General features: G+C 66.3%; 16 protein-coding genes. 7 read left to right on the top strand and 9 right to left on the bottom strand.

Going from position 1 to position 19,766, the window contains the following annotated elements:
• Positions 1–65: 65 nt before the first annotated feature.
• Together F3087_RS24285 and F3087_RS24280 are read right to left on the bottom strand one after the other, a co-directional pair.
• Complete coding sequence (locus tag F3087_RS24285; protein ID WP_150404340.1) at positions 66–965, bottom strand: hypothetical protein; 900 nt, start codon at positions 963–965, stop codon at positions 66–68.
• Positions 962–1,531, bottom strand: coding sequence for an RNA polymerase sigma factor (locus F3087_RS24280; protein ID WP_150404339.1), 570 nt, complete (start codon positions 1,529–1,531; stop codon positions 962–964). Before F3087_RS24280 ends, F3087_RS24285 begins: the two co-directional genes overlap by 4 nt.
• Positions 1,532–1,760: 229 nt before the next feature.
• Between F3087_RS24280 and F3087_RS24275 the strand changes: the two genes are divergently transcribed.
• From F3087_RS24275 to F3087_RS24250, 6 genes are all read left to right on the top strand, one after another.
• The gene (locus tag F3087_RS24275) at positions 1,761–1,937 is read left to right on the top strand and encodes a gallidermin/nisin family lantibiotic (RefSeq protein WP_223885304.1); all 177 of its coding nucleotides are present in this window, start codon (positions 1,761–1,763) and stop codon (positions 1,935–1,937) included.
• Positions 1,938–2,011: 74 nt separating this feature from the next.
• A complete protein-coding gene (locus F3087_RS24270; RefSeq protein WP_223885303.1) occupies positions 2,012–5,128 on the top strand; it encodes a lantibiotic dehydratase in 3,117 nt (1,038 codons plus the stop codon).
• A complete protein-coding gene (locus tag F3087_RS24265) occupies positions 5,125–6,516 on the top strand; it encodes a lanthionine synthetase C family protein (RefSeq protein WP_150404337.1) in 1,392 nt (463 codons plus the stop codon). The genes F3087_RS24270 and F3087_RS24265 overlap by 4 nt, the downstream gene beginning before the upstream one ends.
• A 14-nt stretch (positions 6,517–6,530) precedes the next feature.
• Entirely contained in the window at positions 6,531–7,457 is a 927-nt protein-coding gene (locus tag F3087_RS24260; protein WP_150404336.1) for an ABC transporter ATP-binding protein, read from the top strand.
• Positions 7,454–8,257: an ABC transporter permease gene (locus F3087_RS24255; protein WP_223885302.1), complete on the top strand. Its 804-nt coding sequence runs from the start codon at positions 7,454–7,456 to the stop codon at positions 8,255–8,257. The genes F3087_RS24260 and F3087_RS24255 overlap by 4 nt, the downstream gene beginning before the upstream one ends.
• Before the next feature lie 2 nt (positions 8,258–8,259).
• Positions 8,260–9,252: a DUF6895 family protein gene (locus tag F3087_RS24250; protein WP_150404335.1), complete on the top strand. Its 993-nt coding sequence runs from the start codon at positions 8,260–8,262 to the stop codon at positions 9,250–9,252.
• A gap of 462 nt (positions 9,253–9,714) precedes the next feature.
• Here F3087_RS24250 and F3087_RS24245 read toward each other — a convergent pair whose 3' ends face one another.
• The 6 genes from F3087_RS24245 to F3087_RS24220 all read right to left on the bottom strand — a co-directional run bounded on the left by F3087_RS24245 (position 9,715) and on the right by F3087_RS24220 (position 15,393).
• Positions 9,715–10,425, bottom strand: coding sequence for an ABC transporter ATP-binding protein (locus tag F3087_RS24245; RefSeq protein WP_150404334.1), 711 nt, complete (start codon positions 10,423–10,425; stop codon positions 9,715–9,717).
• 2 nt (positions 10,426–10,427) lie between these two features.
• Positions 10,428–11,237: an ABC transporter permease gene (locus tag F3087_RS24240; protein ID WP_150404333.1), complete on the bottom strand. Its 810-nt coding sequence runs from the start codon at positions 11,235–11,237 to the stop codon at positions 10,428–10,430.
• Positions 11,238–11,311: 74 nt separating this feature from the next.
• Positions 11,312–11,614, bottom strand: a complete 303-nt coding sequence (locus tag F3087_RS24235) for a DUF2283 domain-containing protein (protein WP_150404332.1) — start codon at positions 11,612–11,614, stop codon at positions 11,312–11,314.
• On the bottom strand, positions 11,611–13,569 hold the full coding sequence (locus F3087_RS24230) for a M13 family metallopeptidase (protein ID WP_223885301.1): 1,959 nt from the start codon (positions 13,567–13,569) through the stop codon (positions 11,611–11,613). Before F3087_RS24230 ends, F3087_RS24235 begins: the two co-directional genes overlap by 4 nt.
• Before the next feature lie 87 nt (positions 13,570–13,656).
• Positions 13,657–14,289 carry a helix-turn-helix domain-containing protein gene (locus tag F3087_RS24225; RefSeq protein ID WP_150404330.1) on the bottom strand — a complete coding sequence of 211 codons (633 nt, stop codon included), beginning with the start codon at positions 14,287–14,289 and terminating at the stop codon, positions 13,657–13,659.
• A 513-nt stretch (positions 14,290–14,802) separates the two neighbouring features.
• On the bottom strand, positions 14,803–15,393 hold the full coding sequence (locus F3087_RS24220) for a TetR/AcrR family transcriptional regulator (RefSeq protein ID WP_150404329.1): 591 nt from the start codon (positions 15,391–15,393) through the stop codon (positions 14,803–14,805).
• Between the two features lie 65 nt (positions 15,394–15,458).
• On the opposite strand from F3087_RS24220, the gene F3087_RS24215 reads away from it, so the two are divergent.
• Positions 15,459–15,986, top strand: coding sequence for a hypothetical protein (locus F3087_RS24215; protein WP_150404328.1), 528 nt, complete (start codon positions 15,459–15,461; stop codon positions 15,984–15,986).
• Between the two features lie 98 nt (positions 15,987–16,084).
• On the opposite strand, the gene F3087_RS24210 is transcribed toward F3087_RS24215, so the two are convergent.
• Entirely contained in the window at positions 16,085–19,582 is a 3,498-nt protein-coding gene (locus F3087_RS24210; protein WP_150404327.1) for an indolepyruvate ferredoxin oxidoreductase family protein, read from the bottom strand.
• Positions 19,583–19,766 lie beyond the last annotated feature (184 nt).

Below are 19,766 nucleotides of genomic sequence, written 5' to 3'. Positions count from 1 at the left end.
GCGCCGAATTTCGTACAGCCACATCGGATTCACATCAATGGGGTAGCGAGCAGTCGCCGATCGGTTCATCCGGCCACGACGCTGTATCGAGGCCTGCTCATCCCGATCGCCGCGATGACAAGGAGCAATGCGGCAAGCGCCAACGTGGCCGCCGAGGTAGACCACAAGGGTTCGATCAGCGCACCGATGCGGTGCGCCGGACCGGTATCCGAGGACGCTGCGGCACCGAGCAACCACACGACGGCACCCGCGATCGCCCCGACCGGCGGGGACCGCCAGACGGCACACACGACGCCGAACGCAGAGGCGAGCATGGCTGGCCCGAGCCACCCCGCGACCATGGCGGGGAAGTCCGCCGTCGCACCCAGCTCACTCGCCAGCATCGATGCGAGCAGCGCGAGCACGGTATCTGCGACGAGGACGACCAGCAACCTGCACGCGAACACCACGGCGGGCGCAATGGGCAACGTACTGAACAACTCGAGCCTCGGGTCGGTCCGCGGCAAGCAGACGGCCAATGTTCCGAGCTGGAACATGAGGGTGACTGCAAGCCCGAAAACCGTTGGAGCAGTATCACTTTGCTTCGCGAGCACAGCAAGGACCAAGCAGCACGCGAAGCCGAGCACGGTCAGCGGGACCAACGCACGCGGCAGCAGCCGCGCCTGGGTACGCGCCAGTGCCGCGGCGAGCAGCAGTGAACCGCGCCGCCCCGGCCGCGCCACTTCGGCCGGGGCGGCCCACGGCATGCCGACGGCATCGCCGAGCAAGCTGTCGAACGAGGGCGTGCGGATGGCGCCCACCAATTCGGCGGAAACCTGCCGCGCGGCGACTGCCACGTTCTGCCAACCCTCGGCCCGTGCCCGGCACTGGGCGCAGCCGTTCAGGTGCGCTCTCGCGGCGTCGTCGCGCCCGTCGACCAGTTGGTCGTCCGACAGGTGCGGACCGAAGGAATTCGGGGTGCTCATTTCTCGCCTCCGTATCGGGTGGACAGGTCGGCGGTGGTTCCGGCCAACGCCAACGCAAGTCGCTTGCGTGCGTGCGACATTCGGCTCTTCACCGTGCCGACCGGGATGCCGAGAATCGCCGCGACGTCCGGGTAGGACATATCGTCGACCAGCACGAGCAGCAGCACCTCGCGCAGGTGTTCGGGCAGGTCACGGATGCCGACGGCCAGCTCGGTGCGGGCGGCGTTGGCGAGGACGATGTCCTCGACGGTGCCCGCTTGATCGGACATCTCCGCCGTCTCGTCGATGTCGACCGTGACGAGCACGGACTTGCGCAGATAGTTGTGCGCCTGGCGTTTGGCGACGCCGAACAGCCAGCCGCGGGCGGACGACTCACCACGGAAACTGTCCGCCGAACGCCAGACGGCGAGCCAGGTCTCCTGCAGGATCTCCTCCGCCACCCCGCTCTGCGCCGTCATCCGGCGCACCACCCGCAACATCGCAGGTGCATGCCTGTCGTAGAGCGCACGCAAGCATGCCTGATCCCCCCTGGCCACCGCGGCCAGCAGTGCTTCGTCCGTGTCCACACAGTCGTGTGTAGCGTGTGCGCGCCGAACGGTTCAACCCGGATGGCAAAAACCTTCGTCCGCGCGTTGATCAGCGCACCTTGGCAGCCTCCCGTGGGCTGCCAGATACAGGTCACGTCGTTGTCCGAGCGGGTCCGCGCTGCTTGTCTCGATACCGGGGGAACAAACACTGGGCCTCCCTCGGCCGAGTCGTCAGATCGGCCGTGCACAGCATCCGAAGGAGAACACCGTGAGCACGGCGACCATGGAACCGGTGCAGACAGTCGAGACTGTCGACCTGTTCGACCTCGACATCCAGGTGGGTGTCGGCAACATCCAGGGCAATGCGGCCGTTACCAGCTGGTCCTACTGCACCCCCGGCTGCACCAGCTCGGGCGGCGGAAGTGGCTGCAGCCACTGCTGTTGAGTCGGATGTCCGGGCTGGGTGGCAGTGCCCAGCCCGGGCGCCACGCTGTCGAACATTGCAAAGGAATTGGGCTGGTGTCGGATTCGATTTTTCGGGCCTGGGATGTCTTTCTGCTCCGGGCCCCGCTGGCGGTCGGTGACCGTGGTGTACCGACCGGGGGTAGCCATCCCGACGTCGTACGGGCCGGTGCGGCAGACGCGACGCTGCGGGCCGCGATCACGCTGGCCACGCCAAGCCTCGGTGGCTTGCTCGACCGGGTGCACCGTGGTGAGCTGGAGGGGATCAAAGCAGCCCAGCTGCGCCGCGCCGCGCTGGCCGTGCTGCGTTACGACATCAGACGGCGCACCCGGCCGACGCCGTTCGGCGTCTTCTCCGGTGTCGCGGGCGGGCGCTTCGACTCGTCGGCGAAGCTCGATCGCGGAACCGGCCACCGCACCAGGACCCACGCCGATATGCAGTGGCTGCTCGGCGTCGTCCACGAGTTGCAGGCCATCCCGGAGTTGCTGCCGAGCCTGCGGGTTCGCGCCCACCCCGCGTTGACCCACCGCGGTGACCGCGTTGTCCTCGACTGCCCGTCCCCACTCGGCGCGCCCTTGAACGGTGCGACCAGGGCGGTCGTCTCGGTGCGGAATTCGCCCGTAGTCGACATGGTCCTGCGCGAGGCCGGACGAACCATCCCCGTCGACGAACTCACGGCAGCGACCGCGGCACGTTTCGGTGCGCCGCCACAGCGCGCCGTGCAATTGATCGGCCGGTTGGTGGAGCAGGAGTTCCTGCTCACCGATCTGCGCCCGCCGCTGGATGGCAGCGACGCGCTGTGCCATGTGATCGACGTCCTCGCCGCGGTCGACCAGCCCGCCGAGCCGATCAGCGCGGCACTGCGAGCGCTACGCGAGATCGATGACCTCAGGAAGACCGGCGATCAATCGCCGCTCGGTCCCGGTACCGCTCAGCTGGTCTCGACCGCCGAGATCGCGAACCGGCTCTACGACTACGAAACACCGCTGCACATCGACACCACGCTGGACATCGATATCAAGCTGCCCAACGAGGTGCGCGCCGACATCGAGCGCGCCGCCGAGTTGATGTGGCGGATGTCGGCGAACAAGCTCGGCCTCGTCGCGCTGCGCGACTATCACGAGAAGTTCCTCGAACGCTACGGCAGCGATCGGCTGGTCGGGATTCGCGAATTGCTCGACCCCGCACGCGGATTGGGCGCACCGGCCGGATACAGCTGGCCGACCGGTGACGAGGCGGCGCCGGATCAGACGATTCCCCGCGATCCTGCTCGCATTCGCCTGCTGCACCGGCTGATCGGGAACGCGCTGCGCGACGGCGCCGTCGAGGTCGAATTGACCGACGCCATGATCGATGAGCTGATCACCGAGGAAACACCCGCCGTCGATGTGCCTAACTCATGCGAGATCACCTTTCACGTCATCGCGCCCTCACTGGACGCGTTGTCCGCCGGGGACTTTCGCATCGTGCTCGCGCCGAGTCCTGGGTCGCATCAAGCCGGGGCGACGCTGGCCCGCTTCGCCGATCTGCTCGCACCCGACGTCCGCGCCACCGCCGCCGCGGAATCTCGTGCCGTCCCCGTGCACATCACCGACGCGATGCGCGTCGACCTGAGTTTCATGCCACGATCCGGCAAGGCCGCGAACCTCACCAACACCATGGCGCACAGCGGCAAACGGATCAGCGTCGGCCTGTCCGATGCCACGGGGATCGATGAGCTCGCGCTTGCCGACGTCGCCATCGGCGCGACGACGGAGCGGATGTGTGCGGTACATCTGCCGACCGGCCGCGAGATCGTCCCGGTATTGGACAACATGATCAGTCCGATGACCCAGGCGCCCAACGTCTCCCGGCTGCTGTGGGAGATCAGCCTGGAGGGGCAGCGACTGTGGGAGCCGTGGACCTGGGCCGGTCTGGCGGAGCTGCCGTTCGTACCGCGCGTCCGGCACGGCCGGATCGTGCTCGCGCCCGCGGTGTGGCGGATGGACGTGCTCACCGGAGTTCCCGAGCGAGACTTCGCCGCGGCAGTGCGGCGGTGGCGCCGCGAATGGCGAGTGCCGAAGCGAATCCTGGCCGTGCAGATGGATCAGCGGCTGCTGTTCGACCTCACCGATCCGGCGCATCTCGAGCTGCTGTGCGACGAGCTGCGCAAGGATCCGGCGATCGTCGCGCACGAAGTGCCCGGCGACGAAGACAACTATGACGGCATCGACGGACACGCAATGGAGATCGTCGTCCCGCTGTCGCGCCGCGACACGCGGCCTGCACGCACGGCGCACGGCGGTTACACCGAGACGGAACGGACGCCGGCCGGACTCGGCAGCGACTGGCTCTTCCTCGAGCTATATCTGCCGTCGTCGTCGCAGAGCGACTTCATCCGAACCCAGCTACCCGAGCTGGCCGAGCAGGCCCGTGCACAGGGTTGCGACCGTTGGTTTTTCATCCGATACACCGACCCGAACGGGGCCCACCTTCGCGTTCGGTTCCACGGCGAGCCGCACGACCTCTGGGGAGGCGCCGCGCAGGCAATCGGCCGGAAACTCGACAGCCTGCAGCACGGCGGACTGATTCGAACCCATCGGGTAAACCAGTACGACGCCGAGGTCGAGCGATACGGCGGCGAGGCGGCGATGGCTGCGGCGGAGCGGGTGTTCGAGGCCGACAGCCTGGCCGCGATCCGATTCCTGAATCTGGTCGAGGATCCTTCGTGCGAGCACTCGCTCGACACCTTCGCGGCCGCCTCGGTCGCCGCACTGGCCGCAGCCTTCGGCCGGCCCGAACCGAGTGCCACGCACGGCGACCGATGGGGCGATGACGCGGCGATGGCATGGCTGTCGATGACGGGGTCGCGCAACGATCTGCCGGACGCGTATCGGGTTGCCGCGCAGCGCTGGCGCGGGCTCATCGATCCATACGGCCAGTGGCCGGTGCTGCGCGCCGATCCGCACGGTGCGGCGGCCATCGATGCGCTCCAGGCACGTGACGCGGCCGTCCGCGAGCTGCGCTCGGCATTGACGAGCACACGCACCAGACATCAGCGGTTGATCGGCAGCCTGATGCATATGACCTGCAATCGGCTCTTCGGTGGGGACAGCGACCGGGAGCGGTCGGCCGTTGCCATCGCGCGCGGTGCGGTGCAAGACAACTTCAACAGGAGAAAGCACGCGCGATGACCAACGCCACACAGCAGCAACAGATCTCGGTGGCCGACCGAGCGGCCGAAGCCGTCACCCTCGTCGCCGAACGACTCGCCGATCCCGCTGCGATCGCGGACATCGCGGGGCATCGGGACAATCGCGACCCCATCTATGACGCGGGGATGTGGGGGCCGATGACCCTGTCGAACGGCCTGCCCGGCATCGCGACGTTCTATGCGGAGTTGGCCAGGACCAGTTCCGCCTGGTCGAGTTTCACGCACCAGCATGTGCAAGCAGCGGGCGCGGCGATGTCCAGTGAGCCGAGCCGAGGACTGTACGCGGGACCCGCGTCGCTGCTGGCCGCCACGCAGAACTGCGAGGGCCACTATCCCGGTCTACGGCGCAAACTGGCCGCCTGGCTTGCCGACGATCAGCTGAGCAGGCTGGACGGGTTCCGGGCTCGCCGCGAGCCGGGCGTCTCGTGGGAGTCCTACGACATCGTCAACGGATTGTCCGGCACGGCAAGGCTATTGCTCGATTCCATCGAGGATCCCGTCGAGAACGACGCACAGGTCGAGCGCGCGCTGCGGGAAACACTGCGGCATCTGGTTGCCATCAGCGAGCCGATCACCGTCGATGGGCACCTGGTGCCCGGCTGGTGGGTTCCCGCGGAGCTGCAAGCGGTCGAACAAGATCGTCTGGACTATCCCCGCGGCGACTTCAATCTCGGTCTAGCACACGGGATTCCCGGTCCGGTGACCGTGCTGTCGCTGGCCCTGCGCCGTGGGCACGAGGTGCCGGGACAGCGCGCGGCGCTGACCCGCATGGTGGAGTGGCTGATTCGATGGATCCGCACCGACGACCAGGGCACGTTTTGGCCGTGCCGAGTCGGCTTCGACGACGAAATCGCAATTACCCCAACGGGAAACCTGTACGCGCGGACTGCGTGGTGCTACGGCGCGCCGGGAGTCGCGGCCGCGATCCACCACGCGGGCCAAACCCTCGACGTCCCCGAATGGCGGACGCGTGCGATCCGGGCACTGCATGATGCCCTTGCCCGAGACGAATCCGAATGGACCCTCACCGGGCCGGCCGTATGCCATGGCTACGCCGGCTTGCTCCAGGTGGTCCATCGAATCGGCACCGCCGAGCAGGACGAGGTCTTGCTCGCGGCGAAGTCCCGGCTCGCCGACACCATCCTGGAAATGGCAGATCCGGACGCTCCCTTCGTCTTTCGTCATCCGATGCGGTATCCCCGGTCGGCGCCAGGGCCGACCGAATTCAAGCTGCTCGACGTCGCCGGACTGCTCGAGGGCGCGGCGGGTGTTGCCTGCGCGCTGCTGTCGGTGATCCCGTCCGGCCTGCTGGGCGCCGCTCCCGACATGTCGCGGCATCCGTGGGATCGCGTCCTCGCCCTGAGCTGAGAAAGGTCGCACTCATGTCCCACAATGCTTTCGAGCTCGCCGATATCGTCGTTCGCTACGGCGGCACCCTTGCCGTCGACTCGGTTTCACTCAGCTCGGTCCCCGGCCGGCTGACCGCACTGCTCGGCCCGAACGGTGCGGGTAAGTCGAGTCTGCTCTCCGTGCTCTCCACCGCGGCCAAACCCGAATCCGGAACCGTCCGCATCTTCGGCAGCGATGTGCGAACGGCACCGATGCGTGCCCGCGCCCACCTCGGTCTGGTGTTCCAGGAACGGACGCTGGACAAGGAGTTGACCGTCGAGCAGAACCTCTGGTTCCACGCACGGCTTTTCGGCATGCGCCGCACCGATGCCGCCAACCAGATCGATCGGCTGCTGGCCATGCTCGACCTGACCGACCAACGACGGACCGCGATCGAGCGGCTCTCCGGCGGGACCGCGCGACGCGTGGAGCTGGTCCGCGCCCTATTGCATCGGCCGGGGCTGCTCATCCTCGACGAGCCGACGACAGGTCTCGACCCACGATCCCGTCGCGTGGTCTGGCGCGATCTGCTTCGCATGCGCGACGAACTCGGCGTCACCACTCTCTATTCCACGCACTACCTGGACGAGGCCGAATATGCCGATGAGATCGTGATCATGTCCGGCGGCCGGATCGGCCGATCGGGTTCGCCGGTAGATCTGAAGGACGAATTGCATGCCTCGTGCGTGCAGCTGCGGACCTACGACGACGCGGTGGCCGCCGCGCAGCTGCGTGCGGCGGGTTTCGAGGTGATCACCGGATTCACCGAACTGGAAATTCGTTGCGCTGAACCTGATCGGCGGGTGGCCGACATCGTGCGCGTTCTCGACCTGCCAGTCCTGAGCGTTACCGTGCACAACCCGTCGATGGACGATGTCTATGCGGCCGCGACCATGCCCACCGGAAGGGACATCTCGTGACCGCATCGGATGTGACGGAGCCGACGGGCTACGTGCCGGAGCGCTCGATGATCAGCAGCGCCCGCGCCGTCTGGGTGATCGCGAACCGGGACCTGCAGCGCCAAATTCGTCGACCCGGTCTGCTGATCAGCAACGCGGCCCAGTTGCTGTTCTTCATCGCGATCTATGCCGTCGGCTTCGATGCGATGGTCGGCTCCGTGGGTCAGGTGTCGTTCAGTGCGTACATCCTGCCGGGGATCATCGCCATTCAGGTGGCGACAGTCGGCGTCGCCACCGGATTGTCCTACGCCTGGGACCGTGAATTCGGCGTCCTGCGCGAGATGACCGTCGCCCCGGTGCCTCGTATGTGCCTGCCGATGGGGAAAGTCGTCAGCACCGGGATCGTCGTCGGTGTGCAGAGCCTGCTGCTCTTGCTGTGTGCCCCGATCTTCGGGTTGTCGCCGACCTTCGCGCAGATCGCGATCGCGGCCGTGATCTACCTGTTCGGATCCGCCGTGTTCAGTCTGTTCGGGCTGTTCCTGGCCACCACGCTGCGGCAAATCCAGACACTACAGGCCAGTGTGCAAATGGCCATGCTGCCAATGCTTTTCCTGTCCGGGTCAGTATTTCAGCCCGCGGGCGTGCCGAGCTGGCTGTCGGCCGTGATCCGGATCAACCCACTGACCTACCTGGTCGATGCGGGCAGGCAGGTACTGGTCGGCACGGAACAAGCCTTGGTTCCGGTCGCGGTCGACGTGCTGGTGCTGGTGTCCTTGGCGCTGTTCTTCGCGATCGGCATCCGCGTCAAGATCGGACGGTGAGGGTGAACGGCACACATCCACCGGCGGAGCTGCGCGGCCAGGTGGGCGGCTTCCCCGTTTGGCCGCCACAGGTCCGGATCGAGACTGCCGCGACAACACCGCTGCTCGATACCGCGTTGGACTGGCTCGCCGCCAATCTCCGCTGGTTCGACCCAGTGCACTGGGATCGGTTCCTGCCACCCCGGCAATTTCGCGAGGGCACCGTGCTCGAACTGCTTGTGCTGTGCCGAATTCTGCGCCGCGGGGAACGACACGACCATCCGCTCATCGATGGCGCGCTCGAACTCGCCTATACCCTGGTTTCCGCCGAGTCCTTCCATGCCGCGTTGGGCCGCGGAGACGAAAAGTTTCCGTACCGTGCTTATTTGGTCGCGCTGCTCGCCGACCTCGGCCGGCCGGTGCCGACTGCCGCCGAGCGGGTGCGGACCGTTCTCACGACCGGCTGTGGCGGATGGAACGGCACTTGGCGCACACCGCTCAGCCTGCTGGAGTTGCGGTATGTACTCGAGCTCGGTCAGTTCCCGAACTCGTTGCCGTCGACAGCGGATCTGCTCTCGCGGACCATCGTCACCGCCGGACCTGATCCGCTCTACCTACGCGACGACGAGGTCTATGCGCTGACCCATGTCGTGTTCTACGCAACGGATTTCGCTGCCAGGTCGATGCATATCGACCCGGAGCTCATCGACACGATGCGGACCCTGCTCGGAACCTATCTCGCGCTAGGGGACATGGATCTGGCCGGCGAGCTGCTGTTGTCCCTGCACGCGGTACATCCCGGTGACTGCACGATCACCGCGCACGGATGGGACTCCTTGGCACGGCACAGGCTGTCCGAGGGCGCGGTGCCTGGTCCGTTGTTCGACCCGGTCCGATGGTCGGGGCTGCGCGCCGAGGTAGCCGAGGCCTACGCGTTCGGCACTTGTCACCACACCACGATGGTCGCGGCGATGGCCGTGGCAGAACGCGAGCGGCACCATGCTCGAATACCCTGATTCGTTCCGCAGGGCGGCGATCCGATCGCTGGCTGCGGCCCAAGCGTGGCTGGCGGCCAACGCCACACCCGACTGCTTTGTCGGAGACCTGGAATCCGCAGCGCAAGAGCCGAATACGCGGCTGCTGACAGCTACCGACCTGCTGTGCGCCGATCCGGTGCACTGGCGCGATCTCGATTCCATCGACGCATCCGGTGCACTCATCACGGAATGGGCTGTCGTGCTCGATTCCCTGCTGGTATTGGCGATTCGTCGCTACGATCTCGACGCACTCGCCACCCTGCTGCGCGGATGCACCCGGTTGGCGCTGTCCGAACGACCGATTCCGGTGCGGGCCATGGGGTTCCTGATCGCGCAGCAGCAGACCGACGGCAGTTTCGGGACGGCTAACCAGAACGGGAGTGCGGAGCGATCCGACAGCATCGTTCGGATCGCTCTCACCCGGCACTGTGTTGTGGTGCTTCAGCGGATGTGCGAACCGCTCGATTCGAGGATGCGGAAGAACCCTTCCTCGAGATCGCCATCGCCCGCGATGCCATCGAGCGTGCCCTCGTAGCGTGTCTTGCCCGCGACCAGAACAGCGACACGGTCACACACCTGGGCGATCTCCGACAATTGGTGGCTGGAGATGAAGACCGTCGTTCCGTTGGCGGCGAGGGATCGAATGATGCCCCGCATCTCCCGGATCCCGACCGGATCCAGACCGTTCGTCGGTTCGTCGAGCAGCAGCAGTCTCGGCCGCGCCAATAAGGCGATGGCGATACCAAGGCGCCAGCGCATGCCCAGAGAGAAGGCCTGCACCTTGCGGTTGCGGACGTCGGTCAGCTGCACAGCCGCCAATGTCTCGTCGATCCACTGCTCGGGCACGCCACGCAATTTCGCGTGAATACGCAGGTGCGTCAACGCATCCAGCTTCGGCCACAGCCCCGGCGTCTCGATCAGCGCGCCGACATCGACGAGCTGCGCACGGTCGTACGGCTGGTCGAACAGCCGGATGGTTCCGCTGGACGGGCGCTGCAAGCCGAGAATCGTCTTCATCACAGTGGACTTGCCCGCACCGTTCGGACCGAGCAGCCCGTAGACCTCACCCGAGTGGACGGAAAGCTCGACACCGTCGAGGGCGCGGTGTTTCCCGTAGTGCTTGTGCAGCTGCGACACTTCCAGTGCGAGCATGGTCAGATCTCCTTGCGCTTGATGTGGAACGAGCCGAGAGCGAGAACCACGACCGCCAGCCCGATCGACAGCGCTATCGCAGGCAGAATGACTCCGTGGTCCCGGACCGGGCTGTCCGCGGGGAGCGGAACGCCGTTGGGTCCGATTCCGGCCAACGGCAAGATGACGCGCATCGGCCAGGCAAACGGCACCGCCATCCACCAGCTCTTGTCCGCAATGAGCATCCCGCTCATCATGCCGACAACGCCCACCGCGATGGTCGGGCCGAGTCCCCACATCATCGAGACGACCAGAGCCACTGCGGCGCAGCCCAATCCGGCCAGCCACGGCAGAAAGCACGCGCCGACGATCGTCGAGAAGCTGGTGCCCAGCCGCCCGCTCAGAGCCGCACCGCCACACAGCAAAACGGCCAGCAGAGTCGTCGAAACGGCCGACAGCGCGGCCAAGGCGAAATACTTGCCGAGCAGATATTTGGTCCGCGGCACAGCGTAGGAGAAAAGCAGCCGCCAGGCGTCCTGATCCGCTCGCACGGAGAGCGCGGCCAATAGCGCGGCAGTCATCGGGATCAGAACGCCCCAACCCTCCAGGGCAACATCACGGAATACCGTCCAGGTATGGCCGGACTGCCCTTCTGGCGAGGCCAGCGACATCGGATACAGCGGAACCGTGATCACGAAGGGCACCAGGACGACGAACCAGCCGATGAAACCCCGGCGCATCCTGGACAGTTCGACGGCGGTGACCTCCGCCAGGGACGGTTGATCCCGCTTCGGGCGAACGTCAGGCTCCTGACGTGCTGCGGTGGTGGCCATTTCTCTCCTCGAGTCAGTCGGTCTACTCGAGTACGTAGCCGTCTAACGTGTTGCGGTTCACGGTGAAACGCGGATCAGGTGTTCGCCTGCTGCTCGCGTGCCGACGCCTTGAGCGCCGCGCCCAGCTGGGTGGCCGCGTTCAACAGTTCGATGCCCATGAGCTCGCCGTCCGCACCGAAATCGAGAGCGGCCACAACCTCGTCGCCGGCCTCATCGCACACCTGCAGAGTTCGGGCGACTCGGCGAGTTCCGGAGTTGTTCGGACGGAGCGCAAGGTAGGCGACATTGTGCTGCTCGTCCCAGGTCAGGTAGTCGACATAATCGGATTGCATGATCAGGTCCTTGTCATCGTTGTAGTTGCGGATCAAGAGATTCACAGTGCGAGCCGCTGTTCCTCGGGCAAGAACAGCCGATCCCCGTGCGCGACCTCGAAGGCCGAGTAGAACTCAGGGATGTTGCGCACGATCTGGTTGGTACGGAATTCCGCAGGTGCGTGGGTGTTCGCCGCCAGCGCGGCCACGGCGAACTGGTCTGTCTGTTTCATCCGCCAGCATCTCGCCCACGACAGGAACAGGGTACGGAACTCCGGCGGTTCGCCACGGCGTTGCGCCGCGCGGCGGTAGGCGGCGACCGCCACCTGCAGACCCAGCAAATCCGCCAAGTTCTCGCTCACGGTCAACCGTCCGTCGACATGGTGCGCAGCATCGAAGCCCTCGGGGACCAGCCCGTCGTATTGGCCGACCAGGTGCCTGGTCTTCGCGTCGAACGCCGCGCGGTCCGCGGGAGCCCACCAATCGGACAGGTTGCCGTCACCATCGTATTCAGACCCTTGGTCGTCGAACCCGTGACCGATCTCGTGTCCGATGATCGCGCCGATCGCACCGTAGTTCGCCGCCGGGTCTGCGTCCTTGTCGAAGTACGGCGGCTGTAGGAAGGCCGCGGGGAAAACGATCTGATTCGATGTCGGGGTGTAGAAGGCGTTGACAGTTTGCGGGGTCGTCGTCCATTCGCTCTTGTCGACCGCAGTGGAGAGCCGCTCGAACTGCCGTCGTGCGGTGAAATCGCGGACCGCCCTGAGCGATTCGATCAACCTGTCCGGTGTGATCGGCACACTCGAATAGTCGGGCCATCGGTCCGGACCGCCGATCAGCGTCTCGATCTTGTCGAGTTTGGCAATGGCGCGGGCGCGGGTGGCCTCCGACATCCAGGACGACTCGCGAAAATGTGCACGGTAAGCCACCAGCAGATCCTCGACCAGATCGTGCATCCGGTCCTTGGCCGCGGGCGGAAAGTGCTTGGCCACATACAGCTTTCCCAACTGCGGCCCCAGCTCAGCGTTGACCGTGGCGATCGCGCGCTGCCACGGCTGGTCCGGCCGATCCGTACCACCCATGAATCGGTGCCGAAAGTCGAAATTCGCAGTGGCGATCGCCTCGGGCAGAAACCTGGAGAACCCCTGAATAACATTCAGGCGGAGGTATTCACGCCACTGGGCGAGATCGACGCCGGCCCAGAGCGCTCCGGCGGCGGCCACGAACGAGGGCTGACGCACGACGACGCGCGCGAATAGCTCCAGCGGCTGCGTGGTCTGCCCGGACAACCAGGCATCGAAGTCGAAATCTGTTGCCAACCCGCGTAATTCGGACCAGCTCAGCAGGTTGTAGGTCGCCGCCGCGTCCTGGTCCTGCACAGCATCGCAGTGGGCCATGGCCAATCGCCGCTCCAGTTCGACCACCCGCATCGACATCCCCGCAGGATCGGCAAGGCCGCTTGCACCGGCTATGCGCTCCAGATACCTGCGATAGGCGTCGAGATGGGTGCTGAACTCAGGATCTCGGTAATATCGGCTGTCCATGCCGAGCCCGGACTGAGCAAGGGTAGCGAGGTAGCGGCGCGAGTCCTTCCGATCGATGTCGACGTACATCGCGATCAGACCGGGGATCGGCAGTCTTCCCATGACCCGTGCCAATTCGGACTTCGTCTCCGCCGCATCGATGTCGGCGAAGAGGTCGGCAAGCGGAGTCATTCCGAGCCGCTCGATAGCCGAGTTGTCCAAGCAGGCCGCGTACAGGTCCCGGATCTGCTGTTCCGCCGTCGCGGGCACCGGCTCGCGGATGCCTTCGATGATATCTCTGAGCTGCCGCTCGACCCGGTGCATCGCGTCGGTCATCGCACTGCACACCGGTTGGTCGTCCGGTAGCTTGTACGCACGCAGCCACTGTCCATTGGTATGCCGGTACAAATCATCTTGAGGACGGACAGTCGCATCGAGTCCCGTCAGATCGGGACCCACCCCCGGGTTGGCGGAGGAGCCGCAGGCAACTGGAATCATCGCGGCAGCAACGACTCCGGCCGTCCGAAGGAGGTCGCGACGGCTGATTCCATGAAATCCCTTCGCGGGCATACCAATAGCCACCGGTCAGCCGCGCAGCATGGCAAGTGGCGGGGACGAAGCGCCTCGGTGCTCCGCTTTGACCAGTTCGGCGCGGCTTTCGACGCCCAGGGTGTCATACAGATTCCGGATGCGTCGATACATCGACCGCTCCGAAAGATAGTTGAGCCGCGCGATCTCGGCGACAGTCATCGACGTGCGCAGCATTCGCAACAGCCGCGTGTCGAATTCGTCCAACACACCTCGGCCGTTCTGCGCGCCGGGCCGCGGGATATCCCTGGGGGCGGATTTGAGATCAGGCCTTCTCGCGGATTCCGTCCTCCGGATGTTCGAGTCATGGTTCAGCGCCACGCCACGCATCGGCGGGCGCTGGTTCTCGACAACCGGTCGTGCATGGTCAAGAAGTTGCGCGCGCAGGATCTCCGCTTGCCGCTCACCGGATATCGCGATGTTGATCACGAAGTTGGCGCCGGCGCGAATCGCGAAGTAAGTCGAGTGCCCGGTCACATCGTTGGTGACCGCGACGATCAGTCCCATCGCATGTATCGACCGGATCGACCTCAGTTTTTCGGCCTGATGCTCCGAGTTGACCGGTAGCACGATCGGCGCACCGTCGATGTCACCGCGTGCGGTGAGTTCGTCGTAGTCGGCGAACTCCAACTGAAAGCCCGGCGGGAACAAGCTCCCACACGGCCCGTTCGTCGGATCCAGATAGTCGCGCAGACTCGGATGCACGAATGCGTTCGGCTTGGCCATCGTTTCGATGCCCCAGCTCAGTTGCGCAGTGTTCAAGGAACCCCCCACTTACTTCGATTGGCGCACTGGTAAGTGCACCCGATCCTGGGTGCCGCAGTGTGCGGTGTCGTCAAGCCATGTCGGTCAGCCGTGGCGCCGGCCGACTCTCGCGAATCCCCCTCCGTAGTCTGCTGCGACCGCCGATCCCGAACGGCCGAGCCTCCCCTACTGTTCCTAGTTATCTGGTTGGACGCGTGAACCGTCCGATCGGTTCCATATCGAGGCAACAGTTTTGAAAGAGATCGCTACCAGCCTTCATAGAAGGATGGCCGTAAGTTGTTGCGATAGCTACTCATTCATGCCACATAGCTATCATCAAGCCGGGGTGTCAGCCAATCCCACCGTGCGGCAACGCGGTTCCGCACTACATTCGGCCGGTCATCCGACGATGATCTCGTCCAGGAACGCGTCGAGCCGGGCGATCACCTCGGGCGAGGTGAGGTGGCCGGCCAGGCGTTGCAGGCTCAGGCCGTCGATCAGGGCGTGTAGACGTTGCGCGACCAGGTCGTGGTCGGAAACCTGTTCGGCCAGTGCGTCTCTCGCCGACAGGTCCGCGACGAGGCCGCGGCACAGGTCGTACATCTGGCCGAAGTGCCTGCGCTGGACCTCCGCGAGCTGGGGGTTGGCCAGGCCGAGGACGACGAAGGAAAAGGCGATGGAGCACTCGGTGATTCGGCGTTCGTCGAGGGGCATCGTCTCGTGCAGGATGGCGCGCACGATGTCCCGCACGGAACCGGTGCGCGGCAGGGCCGCGATCCGGGCGGTGACCCGGGTGATCACGTCCTCGCAGGTGAAGGCGAGCAGCTCGGCGCGGGTGGCGAAGTAGTGGCGGAGCGCGCCGGAGGACCAGCCTGCTTCGGTGGCCACCGAGCGGATGGAGATCTCGTCGACGCCGTCGCGGGCGATGACCCGCCAGACCGCCTCGGCGAGCTCCACGCGGCGGGTCTGGTGGTCCACGATCTTCGGCATGACTCATTTTCGCACAGTCGTGTTATATTTTATTAAACTCGACCGTGCGAAAAAGGAGATTTCCAGTGATTGCGCTGATCGTCGGCTGCGAGGTCGGGTTCTGGGTGTTGCTCCTGCTCGGGCTCGCGGTCCGCTACCTGACCTCGGCGCGGCGGCTGAGCAACGTGCTGCTCGCCAGCGTTCCGCTGGTGGATGTCGTGTTGCTCGCCGCGTCGGTGATCGACCTGCGGCGCGGCGGCGAGGCATCGCTCACGCACGGGCTGGCGGCGATCTATATCGGCGTGTCGATCGCCTTCGGCCCGCAGATGATCGACTGGGCCGATCAGCGGTTCGCGCATCGGTTCGCCGGCGGGCCGGCACCCGTGCGGCCGCCGAAGGCGGGACGTGCGCATGCCGCGCGGGAGCGGGTGCAGTGGTTCAAGCATCTGCTCGCCTACACGGTGGCGGCCATCGTGCTCGGCCTGTTCACGCTGCTGGTCGGCGACCTCGATCGCACCACGCCGCTGTGGGGCGTGCTGGCTCCCTGGGGGCTGATCCTCGCGATCGACTTCGTGATCTCGTTCAGCTACACCGTGATGCCGCGGCGGTCGTAACCCCTTCCCCGCCAATGCGAAAGCGGCCCGCAACCGTAGTTGCGGGCCGCTTCCCATGTGCCCGGGAGCGTGGCCTTACGCTCGACCAGGCGCGCGGTCTACTGCCCAGCCGCGCCGTTCGTTTCCACCGCCGGCGGCTCGATACCGAGCTCGCGCAGGCTGTTTCGGTAGATCTCCACGTTCGCCAGCTTGATGTCCTCGTAGCCACGCACGGTGTCGGCGAGGGCGGCGGCCTGGACCGCGCGGTCGTAGCCCGCCTCGTCGAGCGTGTCCGCGAGCGTCGTCACCATGCCGGTGTAGTGCGCGAGCAGAGCCCGCTCGACCCGGCGGACGTGGGCGTAACCGAAGAAATCGAACTTGGTGCCGCGCAACCGCTTTCCCTTGGCCAGCACCTTGAGCGCGAGATGCCCGCGCGGTCCGATGCCGATCTTCTTCTTGCGGCCCATCGCCCGCAGCACCGGCGGGTGCAGCTTGTAGGTGAGGTTCGCCCCTTCGGGCAGCTGACCCGCGACCTCGTCCAGGAAGGCCGGGTCGACCAGGCGGCGGGCCACCTCGTACTCGTCCTTGTAGGCGGTGAACTTGTACAGGCCACGCGCGACCTGCTCGCTGAACTCGGTGCGGTCGGTGACGCGCTGCTGCGCAGCCCAAATGTGTTGCACGGTCCGGACATAGTCGCGGGCCACGCGGACACCCTGGAACCCGATCAGCTCCCCGGCCCGCAGTTCGACGAGCCGCTTGGTCTCACCCGTGGCGGTCAGACCGTCGAAAAGATCGGCCGGAACCTTGATTTCGGCGCGCTTGCGCTCCGGGCGCCCCGCCGCGGCGGCGAACTCGTCCGGTCGGGCGACCGCGACCCGGCCCCAGCGGAACGCCGCGATGTTGGCGTTCACGGCGACCCCGTTGATCTCGATGGCCTCCTCGATCGACGCCGCGGGAATGCGCAGGCCGCCGAGTTCGTAGGCGGCGCCGACCATCAGGAAGTTGGCGGCCGCGGTGTTGCCGAACAGCACCTCGGCGGCGGCGAGCGCGTCGAACGAGCGCACCTCCCGGGAGGCCTGCTCGAGCCGCGCGAGCAGCGCTGGCGTCTCCGGGTACTCGACGGCCTTGTCGTAGACCATGTCCCCGGTCGGGGTCTGACTGGTGGACGCGACCGACAGCGTGTTCGTCTTCGAGCCGTAGGCCAGGTTCTTGTTGTCCGTGGCGGTCAGCAGGTCGAACGCCACGATGCAGTCCGCCGAACCCGGGGTCAGCCGGTTCGCGGGCTCCAATTCCCCACTGGCGAAACGCAAGTGCGAGACCACCGGTCCGGCCTTCTGGCTCAGGCCGATCTGGTCCAGGCTGGCCACCTCGTAACCGGCCCGCAGCGCGGCGGTGGCCAGCACCTGATTGACGGTGACGATGCCGGTGCCGCCGATGCCGGCCAGAAAGACGTTCTGCGTCGTGCTCAGCGCGGGCTGCGCGAGATCGGGCAGCACCGGCGGGGTCGGACGCTGGATCGCCTTGCGCTTCTTGGCCTTTGCCGGGTCCGGCAGTTCCACCGTGACGAAGGACGGGCAGTCGCCGTCCATGCAGGTGTAGTCGGTGTTGCAGGAGGTCTGATCGATGCGGGTCTTGCGGCCGAACTCGGTGTCCACCGGCTGCACGGACAGGCAGTTGCTCTTGACGCCGCAGTCACCGCAGCCCTCGCACACCGCCTCGTTGATCACCACGCGGGTCCGGCGGGTCGGCAGGGTGCCGCGCTTGCGCTGCCTGCGCGCGTCGGCGGCGCAGTGCTGGTCGTAGATGAGCACGGTGACGCCGGGTACCTCACGCAGCGCGCGCTGGGCCTCGTCGAGCCGATCACGGTGCCACAGACGGGTGCCGGGGGCGAGGTCGCGCTTGCGGTACTTCTTCGGCTCGTCGGCGCAGATGATGATCTGCGCGACGCCCTCGGTGGTCAGCTTGTGCGTCAGCATGGGCACGGCGAGCGCGCCCTCCGCGTCCTGCGCGCCGGTCATCGCGACGACGTCGTTGTAGAGCAGCTTGTAGGTGATGTTCACACCGGCGGCGACGCACGCCTGCACGGCGAGCTGGCCGGAGTGGAAAAACGTTCCGTCGCCGATGTTCTGGAACAGGTGGGGTACGTCGGTGAACGGCGCCTGGCCGATCCACTGCGCGCCTTCGCCGCCCATCTGGGTCAGGCCGGTGACCTGGCTGTCTTCCCGGCCAGACATGGTCACCATGGTGTGGCAGCCGATACCGCCGCCGGCCAGCGAGCCCGCGGGCACCGCGGTGGAGCGGTTGTGCGGGCAGCCGCTGCAGAAGTAGGCGGCGCGCTTGGCGGGCAGTACGGACAGCGTCAGCGGCTGCGGCAGTGGACGTTTCGTGTCCAGGTAGCCGTGCAGCGCGCGGCTCAGCGGCTTGGTGATCCGGCCGGTGGTGAGCTCGCCGTCCTGGCCGAACAGCGGGCGCCCGGCGGCGTCGCGCTTGCCGATGATCTCCGGGGCCTCGGCGGTGCCGTACAGGATCTCCCGGATCTGGGTCTCGATGAACGCGGTCTTGTCCTCGACCACGACCAGGCGGGTCAGGCCCTTGGCGAACTGCCGAACCCGTTCGGGCGCAATCGGAAACGGCATGCCGATGCGCAGCAGGCGGACGCCCGCGCGCATGAGGTCGTCGTCGTCCACGCCGAGGTCGATCAGCGCCTGCCGGACCGCGTCGAAAGTGGTTCCGGTGGCGGCGATGCCGAGGGTCGCGTGCGGCGGGTTCAGCTCGATGACGTCGAGGTCGTTGAGCGTGCTGTAGGCCTTGACCATCTCCCAGCGCGGGCCGTACAGGTCCGCCTCGGCGATCACGCTGTCCGTCGGCGCCGCCATCGGGCGCTGCAGGTAGCTGAACGGGCGTCCCTCCCAGGTGATCTCGGGGACGATGATGTCGATGTCGCCCGCGTCGCCGTCCACCGACCAGGCGCCGTCGGCGACGTCGGCCACGATCTTCAGCGCGACCAGGCAACCCGAGGCGCGCGAGAGCGCGACGCCGTGCAGGCCCATGGTGATGATCTCGCGCGCGTTGCGCGGGAACAGGACCGGGATGTTCATCGCGGCCAGCGAGCGCTCGCTCACCGCGGGCACGGTCGAGGACTTCGACGCCGGGTCGTCACCGACCAGCAGCAGCACACCGCCGTTGGCGTTCGCGCCGTACATGTTGGCGTGCCGCAACGCATCCGTGGCGCGGTCGAGGCCGGGGCCCTTGCCGTACCAGACGCCGACCACGCCGTCGTGCGTGGCGCTGCCCTTGGGCAGATCGGCCTGACTCCCCCACACCGAGGTCGCGGCGAGCTCCTCGTTCAGCCCCGGGACGAACGAAATGTCGTGCTCGGTCAGCACGTTCGGCATCCCGGCCAGCATCTTGTCCACGCCGCCGAGCGGACTGCCCTGATATCCCGACACGAAGGTGCCGACGCGCCGACCGGCGCGCAGGTCGCGTACGTGCTGTTCCACCAGTTGACGCGCGATCGCCTGGACCCCGGTGAGAACAACGGTGCCTGCGCCGACGCGGTAGCGGTCGGCAAGGTCATACGGCGCCGGAATCAGATCGTGATCCGCGAGCTCGGTCATACATCCACCCGTCCGGCCGGCACCGATCGGGCGCCGCCTTAGTTGAGCACTTGATGCCCTTTACCCTGCCCTCGAAGCGCGAATTGAACAATAGGCGCTCTAGAAATTGAGCATACTGCGCAATTTGCTTCCATGTGAATGGGCACACACTATGCATGATGTGAGGTCTACTGTGACCGCCACC

This window comes from Nocardia colli (assembly GCF_008704205.1).
Lineage (GTDB): Bacteria > Actinomycetota > Actinomycetes > Mycobacteriales > Mycobacteriaceae > Nocardia > Nocardia colli.
This window is presented reverse-complemented; position numbering and strand designations above follow the sequence as displayed.